This window comes from Pseudomonas sp. TMW22089 (genome assembly GCF_022496645.1).
Lineage (GTDB): Bacteria > Pseudomonadota > Gammaproteobacteria > Pseudomonadales > Pseudomonadaceae > Aquipseudomonas > Aquipseudomonas paraversuta.
In genome coordinates, this window is sequence record NZ_SCFG01000017.1 from 1 (window position 1) to 25354 (window position 25354).

General features: G+C 62.7%; 15 protein-coding genes. 10 read left to right on the plus strand and 5 right to left on the minus strand.

Going from position 1 to position 25354, the window contains the following annotated elements; genetic code table 11:
- Nucleotides 1-310: 310 nt before the first annotated feature.
- Entirely contained in the window at nucleotides 311-1411 is a 1101-nt protein-coding gene (locus EQV90_RS15490; RefSeq protein WP_003444962.1) for an FUSC family protein, read from the minus strand.
- Nucleotides 1412-1755: 344 nt separating this feature from the next.
- On the opposite strand from EQV90_RS15490, the gene EQV90_RS15495 reads away from it, so the two are divergent.
- The 6 genes from EQV90_RS15495 to EQV90_RS15520 all read left to right on the plus strand — a co-directional run bounded on the left by EQV90_RS15495 (nucleotide 1756) and on the right by EQV90_RS15520 (nucleotide 9095).
- Nucleotides 1756-2664 carry a LysR family transcriptional regulator gene (locus EQV90_RS15495; protein WP_127196406.1) on the plus strand — a complete coding sequence of 303 codons (909 nt, stop codon included), beginning with the start codon at nucleotides 1756-1758 and terminating at the stop codon, nucleotides 2662-2664.
- Between the two features lie 190 nt (nucleotides 2665-2854).
- On the plus strand, nucleotides 2855-4402 hold the full coding sequence (locus tag EQV90_RS15500; protein ID WP_003444960.1) for an MFS transporter: 1548 nt from the start codon (nucleotides 2855-2857) through the stop codon (nucleotides 4400-4402).
- On the plus strand, nucleotides 4399-5463 hold the full coding sequence (locus tag EQV90_RS15505; protein WP_003444959.1) for an HlyD family secretion protein: 1065 nt from the start codon (nucleotides 4399-4401) through the stop codon (nucleotides 5461-5463). The genes EQV90_RS15500 and EQV90_RS15505 overlap by 4 nt, the downstream gene beginning before the upstream one ends.
- Nucleotides 5460-6890 carry an efflux transporter outer membrane subunit gene (locus tag EQV90_RS15510; RefSeq protein WP_240878366.1) on the plus strand — a complete coding sequence of 477 codons (1431 nt, stop codon included), beginning with the start codon at nucleotides 5460-5462 and terminating at the stop codon, nucleotides 6888-6890. Before EQV90_RS15505 ends, EQV90_RS15510 begins: the two co-directional genes overlap by 4 nt.
- Before the next feature lie 574 nt (nucleotides 6891-7464).
- Complete coding sequence (locus EQV90_RS15515) at nucleotides 7465-8784, plus strand: MFS transporter (RefSeq protein ID WP_003444956.1); 1320 nt, start codon at nucleotides 7465-7467, stop codon at nucleotides 8782-8784.
- A gap of 107 nt (nucleotides 8785-8891) precedes the next feature.
- Nucleotides 8892-9095, plus strand: a complete 204-nt coding sequence (locus tag EQV90_RS15520; RefSeq protein WP_003444954.1) for an MbtH family NRPS accessory protein — start codon at nucleotides 8892-8894, stop codon at nucleotides 9093-9095.
- A gap of 386 nt (nucleotides 9096-9481) precedes the next feature.
- Here the strand turns inward: EQV90_RS15520 and EQV90_RS15525 are convergent, their stop codons facing one another.
- From EQV90_RS15525 to EQV90_RS15540, 4 genes are all read right to left on the minus strand, one after another.
- Nucleotides 9482-11653 carry a TonB-dependent siderophore receptor gene (locus tag EQV90_RS15525; protein ID WP_240878367.1) on the minus strand — a complete coding sequence of 724 codons (2172 nt, stop codon included), beginning with the start codon at nucleotides 11651-11653 and terminating at the stop codon, nucleotides 9482-9484.
- 100 nt (nucleotides 11654-11753) lie between these two features.
- Complete coding sequence (locus tag EQV90_RS15530; RefSeq protein ID WP_240878368.1) at nucleotides 11754-12773, minus strand: GNAT family N-acetyltransferase; 1020 nt, start codon at nucleotides 12771-12773, stop codon at nucleotides 11754-11756.
- 161 nt (nucleotides 12774-12934) lie between these two features.
- Entirely contained in the window at nucleotides 12935-14923 is a 1989-nt protein-coding gene (gene fhuB, locus EQV90_RS15535; protein ID WP_010657198.1) for a Fe(3+)-hydroxamate ABC transporter permease FhuB, read from the minus strand.
- Complete coding sequence (locus EQV90_RS15540; protein ID WP_003444946.1) at nucleotides 14916-15827, minus strand: ABC transporter substrate-binding protein; 912 nt, start codon at nucleotides 15825-15827, stop codon at nucleotides 14916-14918. Before EQV90_RS15540 ends, fhuB begins: the two co-directional genes overlap by 8 nt.
- A 193-nt stretch (nucleotides 15828-16020) precedes the next feature.
- Between EQV90_RS15540 and EQV90_RS15545 the strand changes: the two genes are divergently transcribed.
- The 4 genes from EQV90_RS15545 (at nucleotide 16021) to EQV90_RS15560 (ending at nucleotide 25346) form a co-directional block, all read left to right on the plus strand.
- Complete coding sequence (locus EQV90_RS15545) at nucleotides 16021-17673, plus strand: cyclic peptide export ABC transporter (protein ID WP_003444944.1); 1653 nt, start codon at nucleotides 16021-16023, stop codon at nucleotides 17671-17673.
- A gap of 1371 nt (nucleotides 17674-19044) precedes the next feature.
- Nucleotides 19045-19803: an alpha/beta fold hydrolase gene (locus tag EQV90_RS15550; RefSeq protein ID WP_240878369.1), complete on the plus strand. Its 759-nt coding sequence runs from the start codon at nucleotides 19045-19047 to the stop codon at nucleotides 19801-19803.
- 39 nt (nucleotides 19804-19842) lie between these two features.
- Nucleotides 19843-20823: a TauD/TfdA family dioxygenase gene (locus tag EQV90_RS15555; RefSeq protein ID WP_003444936.1), complete on the plus strand. Its 981-nt coding sequence runs from the start codon at nucleotides 19843-19845 to the stop codon at nucleotides 20821-20823.
- 50 nt (nucleotides 20824-20873) lie between these two features.
- Complete coding sequence (locus EQV90_RS15560) at nucleotides 20874-25346, plus strand: condensation domain-containing protein (RefSeq protein WP_240878370.1); 4473 nt, start codon at nucleotides 20874-20876, stop codon at nucleotides 25344-25346.
- The last annotated feature ends 8 nt before the right edge of the window (nucleotides 25347-25354 follow it).

Genomic DNA, 25354 nt, shown 5'->3' on the forward strand with positions numbered 1-25354 from the left:
TCTTTTCGGTCACTTGTTTGACCGCCTGGATTTTGAATTCTTCGGGATATCGCTGGTTGCTCATGGCACCTCCTAATGGGCCTCATTTTAAGGCTTGGAGGTGTCTACGAAACTAGGGGCGATTCAGGGTTACGAAGGTATTGGCGAGATTTCAAGTGCCTTTGGTACCCGATAACCCATTGTTTTGAGTGAAGAATTATTAATCTTTAGTGCGATATGTCATTTAAATGAGTGATGGGTTGCTGAAAAATAGCGGGCCGATCGCCTGTTAGCCTCCAGATAGACGATTGCGCACCCAGAGTGCCTGGCGCTATTTATGGGCTTGAAGGGGATTTTTCAGCAACAGATGCCGATGGCCTTTTTGGTAAAGCGCAGCATGCAGCTGGTCGTTGAGATCGGTCAGTTGCCGGAGCATTTGCAGACTCAGCCAGACAAAGGCATAAAACTGGGTTTCGTTGACCTTGCCATCGATGCACTTGAGCACCAGCTCTTTCAAGTCGTTGGCTTTCTGGCGCAGTTCACCGCTGATCTGGTTATCCGAAACACCGTTGCACAGCTTGTCCTGCAGCGACTCGAGGGCCTGCGGGATCAAACGATTAAGGTCGCGCAGGGCGGGCTCGCTCTCAATCAGCTTATGCCCTTCATGGGACGCCCAGTAGGCATCAATCATCAGGCTCATGGTGGTGAACAAATTGCGGTGCAGGGTCTGCATGGAGTTGAAAACTTCGGGCTTCAAATTGCTTTCGTTGCTGGCCGCCGACACGTAATTGCGTAGCTTGACCACTGTGTCCAGCTCGTCTTTCAACTTGTCATCCAGATTGGGCCGCTCCAGCACCAGCGGGGAGAAGTACGCTTCATACAACTCGCTGAGTTTGCCCAGGCTTTCGCTGAATTTGATTCGCATGTCGGTATACGCCCGTTGCGGATAAATACTGGTGAAGAGCATGGCCAGTACCGAACCTGCCAGTACATAAAGACTGCGGGTGATTGCCGACTCCATGTCGTTGGGCGGTGCGCAACTGACCACCGCCAGGGTGGCGCCGATCAACAGGGCCATATAGGGGTGTTTACCCAGGGTCAGGTAACCGGCGATAAACATCGTGACCGCGCTCCACGCCAGCATCGCGGGAAACGAGTAGAGCTCCATATACAGCCCCGCCAGCCCGGACAGCGCACCAATGACGGTGCCGAAGGTGCGCTGTACGGCACGGGAAGACACATTGCCCCAGTAAGGTTGGGGCCCCATCACGATCAGCATGGTGATCAGGGCGTAAGACGCGCCGTCGAGTTTGAAATAGCGGATGGCAACGAAGGTGGTCAGAAAGGCGAGGCTGATTCGCGCGGCATGAATCCAGCGGCTGTATTTACAGAGCAGCCGCTCCAGTTTCGAAATTTTATTGCCTAGCTGCATAAAGCCCCCAAACCCTGTAATGGAATGCGCACGGAGCGTAGTTCAGGAACAGTCAGGCCACCACCGGCAACGGGGTTGCCATGGCGCGATAAGAGGGGGGGATTCGGGGGAAGCGTTGTGGCGTGGTTCAAGAAATAAAAAAGGCCATTACCATCATGGGGATCCGGTAATGGCCAAAAATCTCAACCAAAGAGAGCGTCAGGCCTCGGCCTGACGGGAAACAATGTACCAATCCTTAACTTAGTTAGCTACCTAACAAGTGGCGATACAGTTTTACCTGTCATGCAACAATGCAGAATTGCCCGTCTAGCGATCCGGCGCGTTAAACGCTACCCTTTGGCCCCATGCAAATACCTGACTTGAATCTGCTGGTTGCCCTGAATGTCTTGCTCGAAGAGGGCTCGGTAGTGGGCGCCGCCCGGCGCATGAACCTGAGTGCTCCGGCCATGAGCCGCACCTTGACCCGCATTCGCGATGCCTTGAACGACCCGATTCTGGTGCGTTCGGGACGTGGCCTGGTGCCCACCCCCCGGGCGCTGGAATTGCGCGAGCAGGTGCGGGGCGTGGTGGAGTTGGCCCACGGTGTCTTCACCCAGAGCCAGGACAGTGATCTGCGCCTGCTGGAGCGCACCTTCAGCATTCGCGCCAATGACGTGTTTTTCGGTGTGTACGGGGGTGCCTTGCGTCAGCAAATGGCCCTGGAGATGCCCAAGGCGTCGCTGCGGGTAGTACCTGAAGGCTTCACCGATGATGAAGCCTTGAGCGAAGGGCGCATTGACCTGGCCATCTGTGCCACCAACAAATTCAGTTCAGACATCAAGGTCCAGCGGCTGTTTACCTGCCCCTTTGTGGGGTTGGCGCGGGAAGGTCATCCGATCTTCGATCAGCCCATCACCGCGCAACGCTTTATCGCCTTTGACCACATCAGTGTTTCGCGCCGGGGCCGGGCTCGCGGGCCGATTGATACGGTGCTGGCCGAGCAGGGGCTGGAGCGCCGGGTGTCCTTTACCACGCCCACTTTTTACTCGGCGATTTTTGCCCTGGCCGGCGCGGATTTGATCTTGCCGCTGATGCCCCAGGTCTTGCTCAACACCCTGGCCCCAATGGGTTTGAAACTGCGTCCTTTCGAATTGCCGATCCCCCTGCAACCGGTTGAAATCTTTCAAGCCTGGCACCCGCGTCTGGACAACGACCATGCCCACCGCTGGCTGCGCCGCACCCTCAAGACGTTCTGCGATAACGCCGTGGCCTGAGAGATCCTCGCTTCAGGCACACGCTTGCTCTCGATCTGGCTGTGGATTGCGTCCGACGCACTCCATAGTTAGCTATTTATCAATTTTTATAGCATTGCCTGCTGGTTAAACTTTTCGTCATCTAAAAGACGGAGTCAGCCATGTATTGGCGTTTTAAACGTGGGCGTCATTTGGCGCCGGAGGGCGGGGCATGACCTCGCTGACCGCCGGTTCCACGATTGCCGCGATGTCAGCCAAATCCCCCCCAGCCAATGCTGCTTTTGGCCTGCGGATTTTTACCGGGCTGGTAGGGGTATTGCTGGCGGTGCTGGTCTCGGGGTTCAACGAGAACGTGACCAAGGTGGCAATGCCCGATATCCGTGGCGCCATGGGCATTGGCTATGACGAGGGCACCTGGTTGCTGGCGGTGTACAGCGCCACGTCGATCAGCGCCATGGCGTTTGCACCCTGGTGTGCTGCGACATTCTCCCTGCGCCGTTTCACCCTGTGTGCTATAGGTGCCTTTTTGCTGCTGGGCATCCTCTGTCCGTTTGCCCCTAACGTTGATGTACTGATGGTGCTGCGCACTTTGCAGGGGTTTGCCGGTGGCGCGTTGCCGCCCATGCTGATGTCGGTGGCGCTACGGTTTTTACCCCCGGGCATTCGCCTTTACGGCCTGGGCAGCTATGCGCTGACCGCAACCTTCGGCCCCAGCTTCGGTACGCCGCTGTCCGCATGGTGGGTGGAATATGCCGGCTGGCAATGGGCGTTCTGGCAGATTGTGCCGCTAAGCCTGCTGGCAATGGGCTGTGTGGCCTGGGGTCTGCCGCAGGACCCGCTGCGCCTTGAGCGCTTCAAACAGTTTGACTGGCGCGGCCTGCTCCTGGGGTTGCCGGGCCTGATCATGCTGGTTCTGGCGCTGGAACTGGGCCAGCGCCTGAACTGGTTGGAGTCGCCGATGATCCGGTTTTTCATCTTCGGCGGCGGCACGCTGCTGGTGCTGTTCTTTATCAACGAATGGTTTCATCCACTGCCGTTCTTCAAGTTGCAATTGCTGAAAATCCGCAATCTGGCCCACGCCTTGCTGACCCTGGGCGGGGTGCTGTTTGTGTTGCTGGCAGTGATCAAGATTCCCTCCAGCTATCTGGCCCAGATCCAGGGCTATCGCCCGCTGGAAACCGCTCCGGTGATGTTGCTGGTGGCGCTGCCGCAATTGCTTGCGCTGCCGCTGGTGGTTGCCCTGTGCAACCTGCGCCGGGTCGATTGCCGCTGGGTTCTGGCCATAGGTCTCGGGTTGCTGGCACTGGCCTGTGGCATCGGTTCACAAGTGACGGCGGCGTGGAGCCGGGAGAACTTCTACCCGTTGCAGGCGATTCAAATCATCGCCCAGCCGATGGCAGTGATTCCTTTGTTGATGTTGGCCACCGGTGGCCTGAACCCGGCCGACGGGCCGTTTGCCTCGGCCTGGTTCAATACCGTCAAAGGCTTTTCGGCAACGGCCGCGGGCAGCCTTCTTGGGGTGTTGACACTCAACCGCGAGCACTTCCACTCGACGATGCTGATCGATCGCCTGGGTAACTCGCCGCTGGTGGCTGGCAGTACAGATCTGGCACACCGGATACACCAGCAGGCGGTGGTCCTGACCTCTTCAGACCTCTATCTGTACATGGCCGGTCTGGCGCTGTTGTTAATTGTATTAATTCCTTTTGGCCCGACGCGGATCTATCCGCCGGGCACAGCTGTTGGAGCCGTGAAATGACCACAACAATCGGGCGCAAGCCCTGGGTACTGGGCAGTGCGGGCCTGGTGGCGATAGTCGTGCTGTACGGGCTATGGCAACTGATCTTTGCCACCAGCACAGTACAAAGCACCAATGATGCCTTTGTCAGTGCCGACTACACCTTGATCGCGCCAAAAGTCGCAGGCTTTATCGATGAGGTGCTGGTGCAAGACAACCAGCCGGTCAAGGCAGGTCAGTTGCTGGTACGCATTGATCCCCAGGACTACCAGACCAATCTGCAAGCAACCCGGGCCAACGTGGCGACGGCCCAGGCACAACTGGCCAACGCGCTGGCCATGCTCGAGCGTCAGCGTTCGCTGATCGAGCAGGCCAGTGCCACGGTTGACGCTGATCTGGCCCAGGTTGAGTTTGCCCGGCATGAATTGCAGCGCTATGAACATCTGGCCGGGCAGGGCGCGGGCACGCTGCAAAACTCGCAGCAGGCAAAAAACCGCTCACAGATCGCCCGTGCCGAACTGGCTCAACACCGTGCTGCGCTGGAGGCCGCCCGCCAGCAAACCCGGGTGCTGGTGGCGCAAACCACTGCTGCCCGGGCTTCGGTACAGCATGCCGAAGCCTTGCAGGCCCGGGCCGAGCTGGACTTGTCCCACACCCGCCTGGTGGCGCCCTTCGATGGCGTAGTTGGCCGGCGCAGCGTGCGCCTGGGTGCCTATGTAAAACCGGGTGACTCAGTGCTGGCGGTGGTGCCGTTGGCCCAGGCGTATGTGGTCGCCAACTTTCTGGAGCGCCAACTGACCCACGTCAGCCCGGGGCAACGGGTCACGATCAAGGTCGACAGCTTTCCCGGCGAAACCCTGCTCGGTGTCGTCGACAGTATTGCGCCGGCCACAGGGGTAACGTTTTCGGCCATTGCCCCGGACAACGCCACTGGCAACTTCACCAAGGTGGCGCAGCGCATTGCGGTGAAAGTCACTCTGGACCAGGGACAGTTGTCAGCCGGGCGGCTGCGTCTGGGAATGTCGGTGGATGCGTCCATCGACACCACAGCCACTGCCAATGAACAGGTCAGTGTGCGATGAAGCCTGGTTTTCTGGTCTGCGCTGTGGCCTGTTACAGCGCGCTGGCTTTGAGTGGTTGTGTACTGGGGCCGGATTTTCAGGCCCCCGTGCCGCAACTGGCTGAGCGTTGGGCTCCGGTGGCAAGTGAGCAGGGTCATAGCCGCACCGTCGAGTCTGCGGTAGACCCGCGCTGGTGGGACAGTTTTGGCGATGCGCAATTATCGGCCCTGGTGCAAGAAGCACAGCAGAGCAACTTTGATGTGCAGCTGGCTGCCAGCCGGCTTGAGCAGAGCCGGGCCATTCGCCGGCAAATCGCGGCTGACAGCCTGCCTGCGGTTGACGGGTCCCTGGCTTACAGCCGTAGCCGCAACAGTCAGCAGGGTTTGAACGACCCCTCGGGCCACAGTGGCAAACAGGCGTTCAACCTGTGGAATGGCGGGTTGGGGCTCAGTTGGGAAGCCGACTTGTGGGGCCGGGTCAAACGCTCTGTGGAAGCGGCCGATGCTTCTGTGCAGATGGCCGAAGAAGACCGCCATGGCGTGCAGTTACTGGTGATCGTGCAGACCGCACAGCACTATATCCAGTTGCGAGCCACCCAGCAGGCCCTGGCAGTGGTGCAGCAGAACCTGCAGATTGCCCGGCGCAGCCTGGAGTTGACCCGGTTGCAGGTAAAAGAGGGGGTGGCCACCGATCTGGAAGTGTCCGAAGCGGCGGCCCAGGTGGCAGAAATCGAAGCGCGAACGGCGCCTTTGCAACAGCACAGCGCGCAGTTGATCAACGCCCTCAGCCTGCTGCTGGCCCGAGAGCCACGGGCGATGGCACAGCAACTGAGCGAACCCCAGGCGGTTCCGGCCTTTGGGGCTGATGTACCGGTCGGTCTGCCCAGTCAACTGGCGCAGCGGCGTCCTGATATCCGCCGTGCCGAGGCCCGTCTGCATGGGGCTACAGCCTCGATCGGGATGGCCCGGGCGGATTTTTATCCGCGTATCACCTTGTCCGGCAGCCTCGGGTTTCAGGCGCTGCAACTGTCGGATCTGGGCAGTTGGGGTTCGCGCAGTTTTGCCTTTGGACCGGGCTTGAGCGTACCGCTGTTCGAGGGCGGACGTTTGCAAGGGGCGTTGCAATTGCAGGAAGGACGCCAGCAAGAAGCGGCCATTGCCTATCGCAAAACCGTGTTGCGGGCCTGGCACGAAGTGGACGACGCGATGGTTGCCTATCAGGCCGGTCAGCGCCGGCGCGACAGCCTCACACAGGCGGTGGAGCATAGTCAGCATGCACTGGACAGTGTTCATCAACAGTACGCCCAGGGCACGGTGGATTTTCTGAACGTATTGACCGTACAAAATGCATTGCTGGCCAACCAGGCCGCGCTGGTCGAGAGCACGGCCCAGGTGTCGTTGTCATTGGTGGACGTATACGCCGCGCTGGGCGGAGGCTGGCAGGGATAGCATGCAGCCGGGGCAGCCATCGCCGGCAAGCCGGCTCCCACGGGGCGTATTGGCCCATGATTGGCCCATGGTTTGTGTGCACTTGTGGGAGCTGGCTTGCCAGCGATGCAGTCGCCCGGGTTTGTCTGAAGCATCGCCGGCAAGCCGGCTCCCACATGGGCATATTGGTGCATTGGCCCATGGTTTGTGTGCACTTGTGGGAGCTGGCTTGCCAGCGATGCAGGCGCCCGGGTTTGTCTGAAGCATCGCCGGCAAGCCGGCTCCCACATGGGCGTATTGGTGCATTGGCCCAGGGCTTGTGTGCAGTTGTGGGAGCTGGCTTGCCAGCGATGCAGTCGCCCGGGTTTGTCTGAAGCATCGCCGGCAAGCCGGCTCCCACATGGGCATATTGGGGGCATTGGCGCAGGGCTTGTGTGCAGTTGTGGGAGCTGGCTTGCCAGCGATGCAGTCGCTGCGGTGTGTCTGAAGCATCGCCGGCAAGCCGGCTGCCACAGAACAGGGGCAGATTTGCTATGCTCGCGCCCTCGACTTCAAGCGCCAACATAGGCGCGTCCAGTTCACATTGAGCGTAATTATGTCTGCCGATACCCAAGCCACAACGGTGCGTTTTTCCCGTTCCGACTACCGAACCCTGGGGCTGGCAGCTCTGGGCGGGGCGCTGGAGATCTACGATTTCATCATTTTCGTGTTCTTTGCCCTGACCCTCAGTCAACTGTTTTTCCCGCCGGACATGCCTGAATGGCTGCGCTTGCTGCAAAGCTTCGGCATTTTCGTGACCGGCTATCTGGCACGTCCGCTGGGCGGAATCCTGATGGCGCACTTTGCCGACCATCTGGGGCGCAAGCGGGTGTTCAGCCTCAGTATTCTGATGATGGCACTGCCGTGTCTGCTGATCGGCATCATGCCCACTTATGCCGATATCGGTTATTTCGCGCCGCTGATCCTGTTGGCCCTGCGCATCCTGCAGGGGGCGGCAGTCGGCGGCGAGGTGCCCAGCGCCTGGGTGTTTGTCGCCGAACACGCGCCGGCCGGGCGCCGGGGCTTTGCCCTGGGCTTTTTGCAGGCCGGGTTGACCTTCGGTTATCTGATCGGCGCCTTGACCGCGACACTGCTGGCACAACTCTTTACCCCGGCAGAAATTCTCGACTACGCCTGGCGTTTCCCGTTCCTGCTCGGCGGCGTGTTTGGTGTGATTGGCGTGTGGTTGCGCCGCTGGCTCAGTGAAACCCCAGTATTTCTGGCTTTGCGCGAACGCAAAGAGGGCCGGGCAGAGTTCCCGCTGCGCACCGTATTGCGCGATCACCGGGCGTCGTTGCTGCCGGCGGCATTGCTCACCTGCGTGCTGACCAGTGCCGTGGTGGTGTTTGTGGTGATCACCCCGACCGTGATGCAGCAGCGCTTTGGCATGACGGCCAGTCATACCTTTGCCCTGAGCAGTCTGGGCATCGTGTTTTTGAATATCGGTTGTGTACTGGCCGGGCTGATCGTCGACCGCATTGGCGTATGGCGCAGCATCGTGCTCTACAGCGTGCTGCTGCCGCTGGGCATTGGCCTGCTGTACGCCAGTCTGGTGGGTCAATGGGCCTTGCCCGGCCTGGCATACGCCTTCGCCGGTCTGACCTGCGGAATTGTCGGGGTGGTGCCTTCGGTCATGGTCGGCCTGTTTCCGGCGCCGATCCGCGTCTCGGGGATTTCCTTCACCTACAACATTGCCTACGCATTGTGGGCCAGTACCACGCCGTTGCTGCTGATTGCGCTGATGCCGTGGAGTGCCTGGGTGTGCGTGATGTTCTGCGCGATGATGGGCCTGGTCGGGGTATTGACGGCCCGTCGTTATGGCCTCAACCGTGACAATCTGGTTGAGCGGCGCCTGGTGGCCAAGGCTGAAATGTAACGGGGCGAATGGGGGCAGGACTAATTTCAGGGCTGTGTCGAGCGTCTTCCATGGGCAGGCCTGTGTTTGTGACACCGGTCTGCCCAACTATCTGCAGGAGACAACCGATGGCATTTGACCGTGAAGACACGCAGTTTCTGGTGGTGATCAATGGGGAGCAACAATACTCGATCTGGCCCGAGTTCAAGGCCGTGCCGCAAGGCTGGTCAGCGGTAGGCGTCGCGGCCTCCAGGGCCGAGTGCCTGGCATACATCGAAGCCAACTGGACCGACATGCGCCCGGCCAGCCTGCGCGAGGCGATGCAGGCCTGACGCTGGACCGACACAGCTCGCGAGCAAGCTCGCTCCTACAAATAACAACGCCGCTGACCCGAAACGGACCGCGGCGTTTTTGCACATCCAACACCCGGCCCCCTGTAGGAGCGAGCTTGCTCGCGAGCTTTTCAACAAAGAACAACGCCGCAGCCCCCGAAACGGACCGCGGCGTTTTTGCATATCCAACACCCGATCCTCCTGTAGGAGCGAGCTTGCTCGCGAGCTTTTCAACAAAGAACAACGCCGCAGCCCCCCGAAACGGACCACGGCGTTTTTGCATATCCAACACCCGATCCTCCTGTAGGAGCGAGCTTGTCTCGCGAGCTTTGCCATACGCACACAGCTCGCGAGCAAGCTCGCTCCTACAGAATGCGGTACCTCGTTTACCAGCGGTAATTGACCGAACCGATCAACGTGCGCTCGTCGCCATAACGGCAAGAAACGTTGCAGAACAGGTACTTCTCATTGGACAGGTTTTGCGCCTTCATGGCCACGGTCCAGTTGTCGTCGACTTCGTAGCTGACTTTCGCGTCGAACAGGGTGTAGGCGTCAACCTTCTCGTCCAGGTCCGAGCTGGAGGTGCGGCTGGTACCCATGTAGCGGGCGCCGCCGCCGAGCACGACCTTGGGCAGATCCAGGGCGCTCAGGCGATAGTCGGCCCACAGGCTGGCCATGTGGTAAGGCACGCCGTCGATGCGGGTACCGACCCGGCTGGCCACGGAGTCTTCGGTAATCTTGGCATCGGTGTAGGTATAGGAGGCGGTGGTGCTGAGGTTGGCGGTGATCTCGGCTTTTGCCTCCAGCTCGACACCCCGGGAGCGGGTCTCACCGAACTGCACGGTGTTGCCGGTGAGGTCGGTGCTCAGGGAGTTTTTCTGCTTGAGGTCGTACACCGCGGCGGTCAACAGCGCATTCATGCCTGGCGGGGTGTAGCGCACACCCATTTCGTACTGTTCGCCTTCGGTTGGCTCGAACGAGGTGTCGGCGTTGGCGTTGAACACGTTGGCCGGCAAGAACGACTGGCTCCAGCTGATGTACGGCGCCAGGCCATTGTCTGCTTCATACACCAGGCCTATGCGGCCAGTGGCTTTCTTGTCTTCCCGTGGCGTGCGCTTGCCGGTGGCATTGGCATAGGTTCGGCTCTCGGCCCAGTCCTGGCGACCGCCCAGGACCAGAATCCACTTGTCGTCGAACTTGATCTGATCCTGGAGGTAAAGACCGGTCTGCGAACTGTGCAGATCCGATCCGCTATCGGCCGAGGTAATGGTGGTCGGTGCGTCGTACACCGGTGCGTCCGGGTTGAATAGCGAAGTGGCGCCAGCGTAGCGATGCGAGTCGTAGGTCTTGTGGTAGTAATCCACCCCGGCCAGCAGAGTGTGCTGCCAGCGGCCGCTGTTGAGGGTCCATTGCACGTTATTGTCGCTGGTCCAGCCTTCGGAGTGCTCACGGCGGATGCTCGCCCTGCGGGCCAGCAGTCCCTGATTGCGCAAGGCGGCGCTGCCGGTATCGGCAATTTGCATGTAGTCCCAGCTCAGGTTTGCATCGAAGTGGCGCAGCGAATGCAGGATTTTCAGGTCAGGGGTGAAGCTGTGTTCGAACAGGTAGCCGATGGTGGTCGAGTAGTTGTTGTAGTGATCGAAGCCGCGCTCGCCGGTGAACAAATCGCGGTCGACCTTGGGGTAAAGGGTGCTGGATGACGTCGTCAGGTCGTAGTCCAGCGGCGGCGCGAAGCTGGTGCGGGTTTCCTGGTAGCTGGCGAGGAAGGTCAGCGAGGTGTCCTCGTCCGGACGCCAGGTGAAGGCCGGCGCGATGTAGCGACGGTCATCGGGAGCGTCGACGGTCTGGGTGTCACTGTCGCGCCACAGGCCCGTGAGGCGGTAGGAAAACTGCCCCTGGTCGTCCAGCGGGCCGCCCAGGTCGAAGCTGTACTGCTTGCGCGCATGGCTGCCGTATTCGACGTTGACTTCATGCAGCGGGACATCGGTCGGGCGCTTGGTGATGGTGTTGATCAGGCCGCCCGGCGACAGTTGGCCGTACAGCACTGAAGACGCGCCCTTGACCACTTCCACGCGCTCCAGGCCGTAGGGTTCGATGCCGCCGTCATACACGCTGCCTTGCAGTTTCATGCCGTCGCGCAGAATACCGCCGGTGCCCGAGCCCACGTTGAAGCCACGGATCACGAAGTCATCGCCCACGCGGCTGAACCCCCCCGGCTGGGTAATCACCCCCGGGGTGAAGCTCAGGACTTCGGCCAGGGTATCGGCCTTGCGTTGGTCCATTTCATCGCGGGTGATGATCGACACCGACTGCGGGATTTCCTTGATCGCCGCGTCGGTTTTGCTGGCGCTGGTGCTGCGCATCGCCACCGGGCCGCTGACATGGCCGGTGGGGTTCTCGACGGCTTTGGCATTGATGCTGGTTTCTTCCAGCATCAGCGCGCCCCCGGGCGCTGCGGTAGCGGGTTGCTCGGCGGCGAAGGCGGTGCTCAGTGGCAGGCCACTGAGACACAGGGCCAGCGCCAAGGGATGGTAGGCGAAGAGGTTTTTTGCGTGCATGGAGGTTCCGGAGTGAGAAGTGATTATTTTTTTAGTTGATTAAGGGCAGGCCGCGCGCTACCCGATCCCCATCAGGCAGCGTGCGGCCAAATACGATGGATCAGGGGTGGTAGTCGTCGAAGAACGTCTCGCGTTCAAGGCGCAGCAGGGCGGCTTTCTTGTGGGGCAGGGTGATGGTCTTGAGCCTGCCGAAACCCTGGGACTCAAGGAAACCGATCTGCCGGGTATGGTCGATCCGCGGTTCGCCGAGGATGCGCTGGGTGCGCGGCTCGTCGATGAACATGTAGTGCATCAGCGAGCGGAACCAGCCCTTGAGCTTGCCGGCGCTCTGGTGCTTGCTCTCGCCGACCACCACGTGCCAGCCGCGGTCGTGGTCCTGTGCATCGTAATAGGGGGCGATGCGGTCTTCCTTGCACCAGTAGATCTCGAAATAGGCAAACGGCTCGTCGTTGTAGCTGCCGATCAGTGGCAGCACCCGCGGGTCATCCAGCATCTGTTGCAGGTACGCGGCATGTTCATCCAGGCTGCCGGTCTGCTCCCAGAAGAACGCGACCTGCTCCAGGTTCATCCAGCGGTTGAAACGCTCCAGGTCCAGACCGATGTCCACGGTGCGCAAGCTGAAGGTGGTGTTCAGGCCGGGCAGTTCGCGGCGATAGACCTCGCCGTGGGGAATGGGTGGCCGCTGCGGGTGGCGCTTTTCCCCGCTGAAGGTGTAGCGCAGCGGCATGCCGGCGGCGGAACTGGTAGTAAGCCAGGGCAGCGGGTGTTGCCAGAAACTGCTGCGCGAGCAGGCCAGGCGTGCGGTATGGCCATCATGACCGAGCAGGGTGTCGAACACCCCCTGGCGTATGGCATCCCGTGCGCGGTCGAGGGAGAGCGGGGCACTGACTTCCAGCAGCGGGACGCGGGACGAATTGCAGAAGACCTGGCCCAGCAGTGCCAGCAGACCACTGACCGGGAACGTTTCGGGCAGGCTTTCCAGTTGCACATGGGCATCCTGGCGGCGGAAATACACCGGGGCAACACCCTCGATGGTCAGGCTGGCGTTACCATCGTCCGCCACCCGGGCGATCACGCTGCGGCCGTCAGCCAGAAGAAGGGTGAAGTTAGGCGTGGTCATGATGCTTCTCCGTTAGTGTTTTCTCGCGTATGCCGGCCCGAAAACAACTGCCCGGCAGTGGCCGGCGCAGTTGGTGCAGGCGAAGCTTAGGTAAAACTGTAACGAATGGGAATCAGAACTATTTAGATTTTATTTCTTGACGGATTCTGTCCTGCTCCGGATCAGCGCTTGCGCGCCAGCAACCACATGAAATACGGGCCGCCGATGAAGGTGGCGAACATCCCGGCGGGGATCTGCCACGGGAACACCAGGTTGCGCCCCAGCCAGTCGGCCAGCACCAGCAGCGTGCCGCCCAGCAGGGCCGAAAGCAGCAATTGTGCGACCGGCCGTTGTGCGCCCAGCAGGCGCGCCATGTGCGGCGCGATCAGGCCGACGAAACTCAGCGGCCCGACCACCAGGGTGGCCGCCGCGGTCATCACCGCAGTCAGCAGCAGTAACAGCAGACGGCTGCCGCCCAGGGAAATCCCCAGCGCCCGGGTGCGTTCGGCGCCCAGCGGCATGATCGCCAGCCAGCGGTTGCACAACGGTGTGACCAGCAGGAACAGCGCGGCCAGGGCGCAGATGATCACTGCCTGGCTGGCGTCTATGCGATAGGTTGAGCCGGTCATCCAGCTGAGCATCAGCAGCACCCGGGAATCGCCGCTGACCATGAACAGCGCGGCAAAGGCGTTGAGCAATGTGCTCAGGGCCACGCCGGTGAGCAGCATGCGGTCGGGGGCGAAGGCGCTGCGCCAGCTCAGGGCGACGATGGCCAGCAAGGCGAGCAGGGCGCCAAAGGTGGCCGCCAGCAACAACAGCAAAGGGCTGAAGCCGGGCACCAGCAGCAGGGCAAAAATGCCGCCCAGTGCGGCGCCGGAACTCACGCCGAGCATCTCCGGACTGGCCATGGGGTTACCGGTCATGCGTTGCATCAAGGTCCCGGCCAGGGCCAGCAGGATGCCGGCGCCAAAGGCCGCGGCAACCCGGGGCGCGCGCCATGGCAGCAGGGCGTCGAACTCGGCGCCGCTGCTGAAATACCAGCCATCCGGCCCGCGGCCCCAGGTCAGCGCAAGGAACAGGGCAATGGCCAGCACTGCGAGCAATATCCAGCTGGTGCGTTTGAGCCGGGCGACCTGAGCGGTTGCGCGGGCGGCTGGCGGGTTGAGGCGGGTTTCATGCAGGCGGCTCAGCAGCACCAGCAGCAGCGGCGCACCAAGGAACGCAGTGAGGATGCCGGTGGGGATCTCGCCCCCCAGCAGCGGCGCCAACGCCTGAACCACCTGGTCGGCCAATAGCAGCAGCAAGGCCCCGAACAAGGGTGCCCAGAGCAAACGCTGGCGCAGGGTGCGGGCGCCGGCCAGGCGGGCCAGGGCGGGAGCGGCCAGGCCGACAAAACCTATCACCCCGACACTGGCGATGGCGCTGGCACTCAAGGCCACGGCCACGGCCAGGGCCATCAGGCGCAGGCGGTTGGGCGACAGGCCCAGGCTGCCGGCCGCTGCATCGTTGAGGCCCAGCAGTTGCAGCGGCCGGGCCAGCAGTGCGGCGAGCAGTGCAGCCACCCCAAGGCGTGGCGCCAGATGATACACATCCTGCCAGCTGTTCTGGTTCAGCGAGCCCGATTGCCAGATGAACAGATTGCTCAAGACTTCATGGTTGGCCAGCACCAGCAAGGTGCTCAGGGTCCCGCAATACAGGTTGATGATCAGCCCCGAGAGAATCAGCGCCACTGGCGACAGGCGCCGGCTCCAGGCCAGGCCCAGCACCGCGAGCATGCCCAGGGCGGCGCCGGCCAGGGCCACGCCTTCCTGGCCGCCGTCCAGCAGGCCCGGGGCATAGATTGCGCAGGCGGAAAGGGCCAGGTAGGCACCGGAAGCCACGCCCAGGGTGGTCGGTTCGGCAATGGGGTTGCGCAGCACTTGCTGGAATATCACCCCGGCCAGGGCCAGGGCCGCGCCCACCAGCAGGCTGATCACCAGCCGTGGCAAAAAGCTGTAGCGCACCAGCAGGGCGGGCAGATCCTCGGGTGACGCCGGGCCGATGGCAGTGCTCCATGAAACATGGGCCAACAGCGAATTGCCCTGGTGGACGCTCAGGGCCAGGGCGATCAATAGCAGACCGAGGGCCAGCCAGACCGGTTGCCGGCGCAGGGGTGAAGTGGGTTCAGGCACGGTTGGATTCCATGGCGAGCAGTTGTTCGGTGATGGACAGGGCCAGGCGCTGCGCGGTCAGCAACCCGCCACTGGGGTAGAACCGTGGCAGCCCCAGGGCGCGGCCTTCGCGGATCATCGGCAAAGCGCGCCAGATCGGACTGTTGTCCAGCCGGCGCTGGGCGGCCAGAGCTTCGCGGGGGTTGGTGTAATACAGCAGCGATGCGTCGGGTTGCTCAAGCAGTGTCTCGATGCCCACCGCGGGGCTGCCGCCCCAGGCATTGGTGCGGCCCTGATAGGCATTGCGCAGACCCAGGCGCTCGAGTACGGCCTGATACATGCCCTTGGCACCGAACAGCAACAGGTGGCGACCGTCCGGGTTGAGGCGCGCGATGTACACCGGGCGCTGGCTGACCGGTGCCAGCCTGACGCGCAACTGCTCGAGCAGGCGGTCGGTCTGTTCCAGCAATGCCTGGGCCTCGGCGCGCCGGTTCACCAGAGCGCCGAGCTCCAGCACTACCTGGCCGGCATTGCGATAGGGCTGGGCGTTCGCGCTATAGATATCGAAGCTGCGCAACGGCGCGATACGCGAGAGCAAGGTGCCTTCCAGCTGCCAGGAGGTGCCGATGATCAGCTCCGGCGCCAGGCGTTGCAGGTACTCCAGATTGGGCTCGATGCTCGGGCCCAGATCCAGCACATCGTCGGGCAATTCCGGGCTGGCGACGAACTCGCGATAATACCCGGCGTTGACCACCGCCCGGGGCGCCACGCCGAGGCCGAGCAGGCTTTCGGTAAGGGCAGGCTCGAAACTGACAATATCGACTTTCGGCAGTGTCGGATCGCCAGCGCGGACCACAGGCAAGCCGCACAGCGCGACCGGCAACAATGCGAGGCCGGTCAGGGCCCGACGGCGGGTAATGGGCATTGCAACAGACTCCGAAGCAGACAGGTCGCCCTCAGGCGAGAATGAGAGTCTATAGCAACAGCACCTAATTCCCAATACCTGCAATAATGCCGCGTCCTAAAGAATCCGCCACAGGCTTCGTCTATTCCGGGAACCCAATTTATCGATGGCGGCGGCGTGACGGCCTGCGCCAGCCGACCCCCAAGGAGACACCATGTCATTGTTCGGTATGCTGGTTCGCACCTCGCACACACGGCTGGCCGTGGCCATTGGCGCGAGCCTGGTCTGCGGTCTGGCCAACGTGTTGCTGGTGGCGCTGATCAACCAGGCCCTGAATGCTCCACTGGACGGCCTGGCCAGCTATGCGCTGCCCTTCGTGCTGGTGATAGCCCTGGTGATGGGCAGCCAGGTGCTGTCCAGGGCGTTGTTCGCCTACCTCAGTCAACAAGGCCTGGCCACCCTGCGCATGCACATTTCACGGCACGTGGTTGCGGCGCCCCTGCGCGGGCTGGAAAAGGCCGGACGCGGACGTATCCAGGCGGCCCTGGCCGACGACACCACCACCTTGTCGAACTTCTTTACCGGCTTCCCGATGCTGGTGACCAGTGCCGTGGTGGTGCTCGGTTGCCTGGGCTACCTGGCATACCTGTCGTGGGTGATATTTCTGGTTTCGGTGTTGGCCATCGGCCTTGGCTCCCTGGGCTACCACCTGTGCCATTCCCACATGCTGCAGTACTTCCGCAAGGCCGGTGCCAGCCAGGACGAACTCTTCGGTCATTTCGACGCCATGGTCTCGGGGGCCAAGGAACTCAAACTCAACCGCTCCAAGGCCCGGCGTTTTCTCGATGAAGTGCTGGTCAGCGCTGTCGAGCAAGTGCGCCGCAACCGGGCCAAGGGCCTGATGCTGTTCGCCATTACCGGTGGCTGGGGGCGTTTGCTGTTTCTGGTGCTGATTGGTGTGGTGCTGTTCCTGCGCCTGTGGGTGCCTTCCGACACGGCGGTGATCACCGGCTACGTGATGGTTTTCCTATACATGATGGGCCCTCTGGAAGGCGTGCTGCTGAACCTGCCGCAGATGAGTCAGGCACGGGTCGCCAGCGCACGGATTGAAGCGACCCTTGCGCAACTGGAAGCCGAAGCCCGCTCGCAAACGCCGGCGCCTGCGGTGCAGGCCAAGGGCGTGACCCTGGAGCTGGATGGTCTGACCCATGGTTATTTCAGTGAGCGCGAGGATGAAGTTTTTACCCTTGGCCCGGTCACGCTGACCCTCAAGCCTGGCGAGATTACCTTCCTGGTAGGAGGCAACGGCAGCGGCAAGACCACCCTGGCCAAGCTGATTGCCGGCCTGTACGTGCCGGAAAGTGGCGAAGTGCGGGTCGATGGCCGACCTGTGGCGGCGGACGGGCGGGACGATTATCGCCAGCTGTTTTCGGCGGTATTCTCGGACTTCCACCTGTTCGACACCCTGCTCGAAGCGCCGGATTCCAGCCTCGATAGCCAGGCATCTGATTGGCTGGCCAAGCTGCACCTGGAGCACAAAGTCAGCGTCAGCAATGGTTCGTTTTCCACCCGTGAACTGTCCCAGGGCCAGCGCAAGCGCCTGGCGTTGATCGTTGCCTGTCTCGAAGGGCGGCCGGTGATCATCTTTGACGAATGGGCGGCAGACCAGGACCCGGCGTTCCGTGAAGTGTTCTATTGCGAACTGCTGCCTGAGTTGCGGGCCCAGGGTAAGACGTTGCTGGTCATCTCCCACGATGACCGTTATTTCCATCTGGCCGATCAGTTGATCAAGCTTGAGCGTGGGCAGATTGTCAGCTCCAGTAGTCGCCAGTCGAGTCCTGAGGTGTGTCAGGTACACCGCGGGTGAGGGGGTTACGGGCGTTGCCCGATCGCAGCTTCGTAGGGCTCGTCAACGACTGCACAATGTTCCCGAAGAGTCCGGTAGTCGCTGTTTTGATTTTTGCTTTTTGCTTTTAAAAACGATGTCCCTGCCGCCACTCGATAGTCGAAACGACGCGGATGCCCATCACAGAAGGCCGAGCGCAGGTGCTGTTGTGGGGGTGGCGAGGCAGGACGCCGAGCCAGCCGTGCCGGGCCATGGATGGCCCGTCACGGCGTGCCCCCACAACAGTGCCGGAGTGAGGGCACCGGGCGAGCCTAGGCGAGCTCGGCCGTATGGTAGGGCGCAGACTTTTTGGTTCCTTTTGGGGCGTTTGCCAAAAGGGACTCGCTGTAAGAGCGAAACCGATATTTCAGTTAAACGCCTGTAACGGATATGTACGCGGTACTGCAGTTAAAACTGAGCGTACATATCCATTCTATGTATCACGGCTTTTTACGGGTTTCGCCCTTACGGCGAGTCCCTTTTGTCAAACAGCCACAAAAGGAACCAAAAAGGCCTTGCCCCAGCGTACGGCCTTCGCTGCGCTCAGGTTCCCTCGCTCCGGTCCTGCTCCGTGGCCACGCCGTGACGGGCCATCCATGGCCCAACACGGCTCTCCCGGCATCCATGCCGGGAGGACCACTACGCAGAACCTCCTCTCGGCCTCCCGAAGGGGCTTGAAGATCAAGATCAAAAGCAGATCAAAAGCAGATCAAAAACGACCTTGTAGGCGCTGTTTTGATTTTTGCTTTTTGCTTTTAAAAACGATGTCCCTGCCGCCACTCGATAGTCGAAACGACGCGGATGCCCATCACAGAAGGCCGAACGCAGGTGCTGTTGTGGGGGTGGCGAGGCAGGAAGCCGAGCCAGCCGTGCCGGGCCATGGATGGCCCGTCACGGCGTGCCCCCACAACAGTGCCGGAGTGAGGGAACCGGGCGAGCCTAGGCGAGCTCGGCCGTATGGTAGGGCGCAGACCTTTTGGTTCCTTTTGGGGCGTTTGCCAAAAGGGACTCGCCGTAAGGGCGAAACCCGTAAAAAGCCATGATACATAGAATGGATATGCACGCTCTTTCCGAAGGGGCTTGAAGATCAAGATCAAGATCAAAAAACGATCCTGTAGTCGCCAGTCGCGCCCCTCGGTGTGTCAGATACACGCGGTTTGAGGGGTTGCGGGCTTTGCCCGATCGCCGCCTCGCACAGCTCGCCAGCAACTACAGACCAGGCCAGGTCTGGTGCCCTGCAAATAACAATATTTATCAAAGACAGTTAATTCCCCAGGTATTTCTTTCGTTCTTATTAGCAGTGTTCCAGGCAAGGCCGGCCCGGCTTGTCGACTGCTTTTAAGGAGATCCGCAGTGTCCGTCGCCCCCGATCGCATCCGCCTGTTCTGCTTCGCCTGTTCCGGCGCGAGTGCCATGGCCTTCGCCCCGTGGCGGGCTGTATTGCCGGCATGGCTCGATGTGCAGCCGGTCGAACTGCCCGGCCACGGGGGCCGTGGCGATGAACCGTTGCAGGTGGATATGCCCGTCCTCGCCGCCAGCCTGGCGGCCGAACTGGCGCCGATGATCAACGGCCCTTACCTGATGCTCGGCCATAGCGTCGGCGGCGTGGTGGCCCTGGAGGTGGCCCATGCCCTGGTCGCTCTGGGGCTCGAACCGCCCGAAGCCCTGATCGCCGTGGCCAGTACCGCCCCCGGGCAGCGCGACGGTAATCCCGATGCGCAACCCATGACCGATGCCGAACTGATCGCCGAGTTGCTTCGCCTCGACGGTACACCCCGGGCAGTACTCGACGATCCGCAATTGCTGGCCATGGTGCTGCCGGTGCTGCGCGCGGATTTCCTCCTCGGTGACCGCTATCAGCCGCCGCGCCGTGGGCCTTTGCCTTGCGCCCTGCATGTGTTCGGCGGGCGTGACGACAGTGTCGCCGTCAGTGCCCTGGCGGCCTGGGAAGCCGAATGCAACGGGCCGTTCCATTTGCAGATCTGCGACGGCGGGCACTTTTTCCTGCATCGCCAGCGCGCCGACTTCCTCCAGCGCCTGCTCGCGCTGTGCCTGGATCTACGCCAGCAGGCATCGCGTCTCTCGCTCCCTTCATTGCGCGCCCTGGGTTGATCCGGGTCGTACCGCCGTCCTTTTTTCGCGGAGTCTTCCATGCTTGATTCACGCTTCGATATCCGGCCCCTGCGCCATGCCGATACCCCCTTGCCGCTGCTGATTGAAGCCCGCGAGCCCGGTCTTGAACTGGCGGTCTGCCTGCCCGCGCTGCGGGCGCTGATCGAGCAGCAACTGCTGGTCGCCGGCGGCGTATTGCTGCGCGGCTTCGAGGTGCAGACCGCCGAGCGCTTTCGCTCTTTCGCCACCGGCTTCGGTTCGGACCTGCTGACCTACGAGTTCGGTTCCACGCCGCGCAGCAACGTCACCGCCGGCATCTACACCTCTACCGAATATCCGCCGCACCAGCACATCCCGCTGCATAACGAACAGGCCTACACCCGGGACTGGCCAATGAAAATCTGGTTCTTCTGCCAGCAGGCATCTCCCGTAGGCGGTGCCACGCCGATTGGTGACAGCCGGGCAATTTATCGCCGGGTCGGTGAACAGATTCGCCAGCGCTTCGCCAGCAAAGGCCTGATGTACACCCGCAACTACGGCAACGGCCTGGACGTGTCCTGGGAGCAGGTATTCAACACCCAGGACCGCGCTGTCGTGCACGCCTACTGCGAGGCCCACGGCATCAGCCTGGAGTGGAAAGACGACGGCGGCCTGCGCACGCGCCAGGTTTGCCAGGCGGTGGCCACCCATCCGCGCACCGGCGACGCGGTGTGGTTCAACCAGGCGCACCTGTTCCACGTTTCCAACTTGCCCGAGGAGGTGCGCGAAACCCTGCTCGATCTGGTGGAGGAAGAGGACTTGCCGCGCAACGTCTATTACGGCGACGGCAGCCCGCTGGAAGAAAGCCTGCTGGAGGACATTCGCGGCGTGATGCAACAGGAACAGGTCGAATTTTCCTGGCAGGACAATGACGTGCTGATGCTCGACAACATGCTCACCGCCCACGGTCGCGCACCGTTTCAGGGGCCACGCAAAGTGGTGGTGGCCATGGCCGAACCCCACGGCGCCGACGTGCGCTGAGTACCCCCCCGATTTTTTTCTGACTTTTTGCGATTGCAGGAGGACGCCCCATGGCCATCCCACATCAGCCTCAACCCCAATCCCTGATCGAGATGCTGGCGCAGCGCGCCGAGCAGCAAGGCGATCAACTGGCCCTGCGCTTTCTCGGTGACGGTAACCAGACCACCGAGCTGTACACCTACGCCCAGCTGGATGCCCGGGTCCGGCACCTGGCCGCCTGCCTCGGGCAGCACGCCGGGGAGGGCGACCGGGTGCTCCTGCTGCTGACCAACGGCCCGGACTACATAGTGGCCTTTTTCGCATGCCTGTATGCCGGGCTGATCGCGGTACCGGCCTATCCGCCGGAGCGCAATCGCCAGTTCCACACCGAACGCCTGCAAGGCATGGCCATGGATGCCGAGCCCTCGTTGATTCTCTGCGAGCATGCTGCCCTCGACGCTTCCCGGTTGCTGCGTGACGGCCTGACCCTGGCGTCCTTGCCAGCCCTGGCCAGCGTCCAGGATCTTGAAGCGCAAGCGCCCCGGGCCTGGCAACCCCGTGCCGTGCCGGGCGATGCCATCGCCATGCTGCAATACACCTCCGGCTCCACCTCCGAACCCAAGGGCGTCGAAGTCACCCACGCCAACCTGCTGGACAATCAGCGCCTGTTGCAAATGGGCTTTGGCACCCGCCCGGGGGATGTCTTTGTCAGCTGGCTGCCGCTGTACCACGACATGGGCCTGATCGGCGGCATGCTGCAACCTATCTATGCCGGGGTGCCGCTGGTGTTGCTGACCACCCAGCACTTCCTCGCCCGGCCGGCGCGCTGGCTGGAAGCGATCCACCGCTACGGCGGCACCCTCAGCGGCGGCCCTGACTTTGCCTTCCGCCTGTGTACCGAGAGCGTGCGCGACAGCCTGCTTGCCGAGCTCGACCTGAGCCAGTGGCGGGTTGCGTTTTGCGGTTCCGAACCGGTGCGGGCCGACACCCTGGCCGACTTCGTTGAGCGCTTCTCGCCGGCAGGGCTGGCGGCAACCACCGTACATCCATGCTACGGCCTGGCTGAAGCGACCTTGATGGTCACCAGCAACACCCGTGGCGGCCCGTACTACACCCTGCATGTGGACCATGAGCAATTGGCGTTGGGCCGGGTGGTCCCTGACCCGCACGGCAGCGAAATGGTCAGCAGCGGCGGTTTGCTGTTCGATGATCAGGTGCGCCTGATGGACCCGCAGACCCTGCAACCGGTGGCTGAAAACAGCGTGGGTGAAATCTGGGTGCGCGGGCCCAGTGTGGCCCGTGGCTACTGGCGCAACCCCGAAGCCACCGCCCGTACCTTCCTCGACCTGCCCGACGGCCGCTGGCTGCGTAGCGGCGACCTGGCGTTCCTGCACCAGGGCGGTCTGTTCATCACCTCGCGGGCCAAGGATGTGATCATCATTCGCGGCCAGAACCGTTACCCGCAAGACATCGAAAAAGCCGTGGAGCAGGGCGTCGAAGCGGTGCGCAAGGGCCGTGTCGCAGCGTTTCCGGTGCAGGTCGACGGGCGCGAGTGCATTGGCATCGCCGCCGAGATCGGGCGCAGTGTGCAAAAGAAATTCGACCCTCAAGTATTGATCGAAGCCATCGACCGGGTGGTCAGTGAAACCCAGCAGGAACCGGCCAGCGTCATTGCCCTGCTCGAGCCGGCGGCCTTGCCCAAGACCACCAGCGGCAAGCTGCAACGCTCGGCCTGCCGCCAGCGTCTGGAGACCGGTGAACTGGGCGCGTATCACGTCTATCGCCGGCCCGTATTGAGCCGCAGTGGGGCCGCGCCGGCAGGTGCCGCGCCCCTGGGCCACACCGAACAGCGTCTGGCGGCGATCTGGTCCGAGGTGCTGGAAGGCGCCGAGATCAGCCGCGACGACATCTTTCTCGCCCTAGGCGGGCATTCCCTCGCCGCCGTGCAAGTCCTGGCGCGGGTGCGCACCGAGTTCAACGTCGAATTGCCCCTGAGCGCGCTGTTTGCCGCCAGCCCCCTGGCCCGGCTGGCGGCCATGGTTGACGCTGCACCACGTCTGACCGCCGGCGTACCCTTGCAGGCGCTGCATGTCAGCGGCCCGCAGGCCATGTCGCCGGTGCAACGCAGCCTGTGGCTGGCCCAGCAGCTGGGCGGGGAGCAGGCCGGGGCGGCCTACAACATGGTTGCCCAGTTGCGTCTGTGTGGCGAGCTGCGGGTGGACGCCCTGCAAGCGGCATTGGCCGGTGTGCTGCAACGCCAGGCGAGTTTGCGCAGTGCCTTTGTGCCGGGCCCGGATGGCGTGGCCCTGGTGCACTGTGCGGGTCAGGTGGAACTGGCCTTGCCGGTGCTTGACCTCAGTGGTCTGCGCGATGGCGAACAAACCACCGCCCTGGCGGTGGCCGAGGCCGAAGCGGCGGGGCAGCCGTTCGACCTGCAGCGCGCGCCGCTGTTACGCGCCACCCTGCTGCGCCTGGGCGCTCAGGAATATCGCTTGCTGTTGAGCATGCATCACCTGATCGGCGATGGCTGGTCGTTCGGCGTGCTGGTCCAGGAACTGGGCGCGGGGTATCAGGCGCAACTGGCCGGCAGCCAGTCGGCGCTGGCGCCGTTGAGTATTCAGTACAGCGACTATGCGGCCTGGCAGAACGCCCGGGTCGGCAGTGCCGAGCGCCAGCGCGAACGCGATTTCTGGGCCGGCTATCTGCAAGGCGCCCCGCAGCAACTGGCCTTGCCCACTGACCGTGCGCGTCCCTCGGCCCCGCACACTGGCGGGGCCAGCGTGGCCTTCCAGCTCGACGCCGAACAGGTCGGGCGTCTCGAAGCCCTGGGCCGTGCCCACGGCGCCAGCCTGTTCATGGTCCTGCGGGGGGCTTTCGACTGGCTGCTGCATCGCCTCACCGGCCAGGACGATTTGATCTATGGCACCGATATCGCCGGTCGACCGCGAACCGAGCTGGAACAGCTCATCGGCTTCTTCGTCAACATCGTGCCGCTGCGCGCCCGGGTGCGCCCGCAGCAATCGTTCAACCAATGGCTGGCCCGGGTCAGCGAGGATTCATTGAACCTGTTCGAACAGGCGGACTTGCCCTTCGAACAGATCGTCGATGCCAGCGCCGTGCCCCGCCAGCGCAACCCGCTGGTGCAGGCGCTGTTCGTGCTGCACAGCATGCCCCGGGGTCAGTTCGCGGTGCCGGGGCTGAGCGCCGAACTGCTGGCCGCGCCCGCCCAGACCTCGAAGTTCGACATGGCCCTGTTCCTGACGCCCAACGCCCGGGGGCTGGGCGGCGAGTGGGTATTCGCCACGGCGATCCTCGATGAGGCGCGGGTGCGCTGCTGGGTCGAGGCCTGGGTCGACCTGCTGGGTCAAATCCTCGCCGACCCCGAGCGTTCCCTCGACAGCCTGACCCTCGGCGCCTTGCAGCCCGCGGTTGCAGCGCCGGTCAGCGGGCGCTCGCGGCTGGAGGCCAGGCGCGACAAGCTGAAGTCCTTTGCCCGTCCGAGCACGCCGCCGGTTGCGGAGGCTGCCGTGCGCTGCACGCCGCTGAATGCCGGCTGCGAGTTGCCGCTGGTGATCGAGCCAGTCAGTGCCGATCTCGACCCCTGCGTGTGGGCCAGCCTCAACCGAGAGTTCATTGAAACCAGCCTGCGCCGGCATGCCGGCCTGCTGTTCCGTGGCTTCGGCCTGAGCACCGCGCAAGACTTCGAAGCCTTCGCCGAGGCCATCCAGCCGGGCCTGTATGGCGCCTATGGCGACTTGCCGAAGAAAGAGGGCGGGCGCAATACCTACCGCTCCACGCCATACCCCGAGCGGCAGATGATCCTGTTCCACAACGAAAGCGCGCACCTGCGACGCTGGCCGCGCAAGCAGTGGTTCTTCTGCGAGCAGCCAGCGCCGGTGGGCGGTGCCACACCTATCGTCGACTGCCGGGCGATGTACCGCGCCTTGCCGGCCGCGCTGGCCGAGACCTTCGAACGCAAGGGATTGTTGTATGTGCGCACCTTCACCCCGGGCTTCGATGTGGACTGGCGCGACTTCTACAAAACCGAGCAGCGTGCCGTGGTCGAGGCCACCTGCCGCGAGCAGGGCGTGGCGTTCGAATGGCTGGCCAATGGCGGCCTGCAGACCCGCACCCCTTGCCCGGCAGTGATCCGCCACCCCTACACCGGGGAAAAGTCCTTTTTCAACCAGGTCCAGCTGCACCACGACTATTGCCTGCAAGCCGACGTGCGCCGCGACCTGCTGGGCATAGTCGGTGCCGGGTACATGCCGCGGCAGGTGTATTTCGGTGATGGCACGCCCATCGATGACCTGGTCATGGAACAACTGGGCCAGCTCTACGAAGCCTGCGCGGTGCGCTTCGACTGGCAGCGCGGGGATGTGGTGATGCTCGACAACATGCTGGTGGCCCACGCCCGGGACCCGTTCGAAGGCCCGCGGCGGATCGTCGTGGCCATGGGCGAAATGACCGACCGTAGCGTGTTCGATGACGCTGCCCAAGACAACGAAGAGCGCTCGGGCCAATCGGCCGGGCTGCCTGTTTAAGGACACTG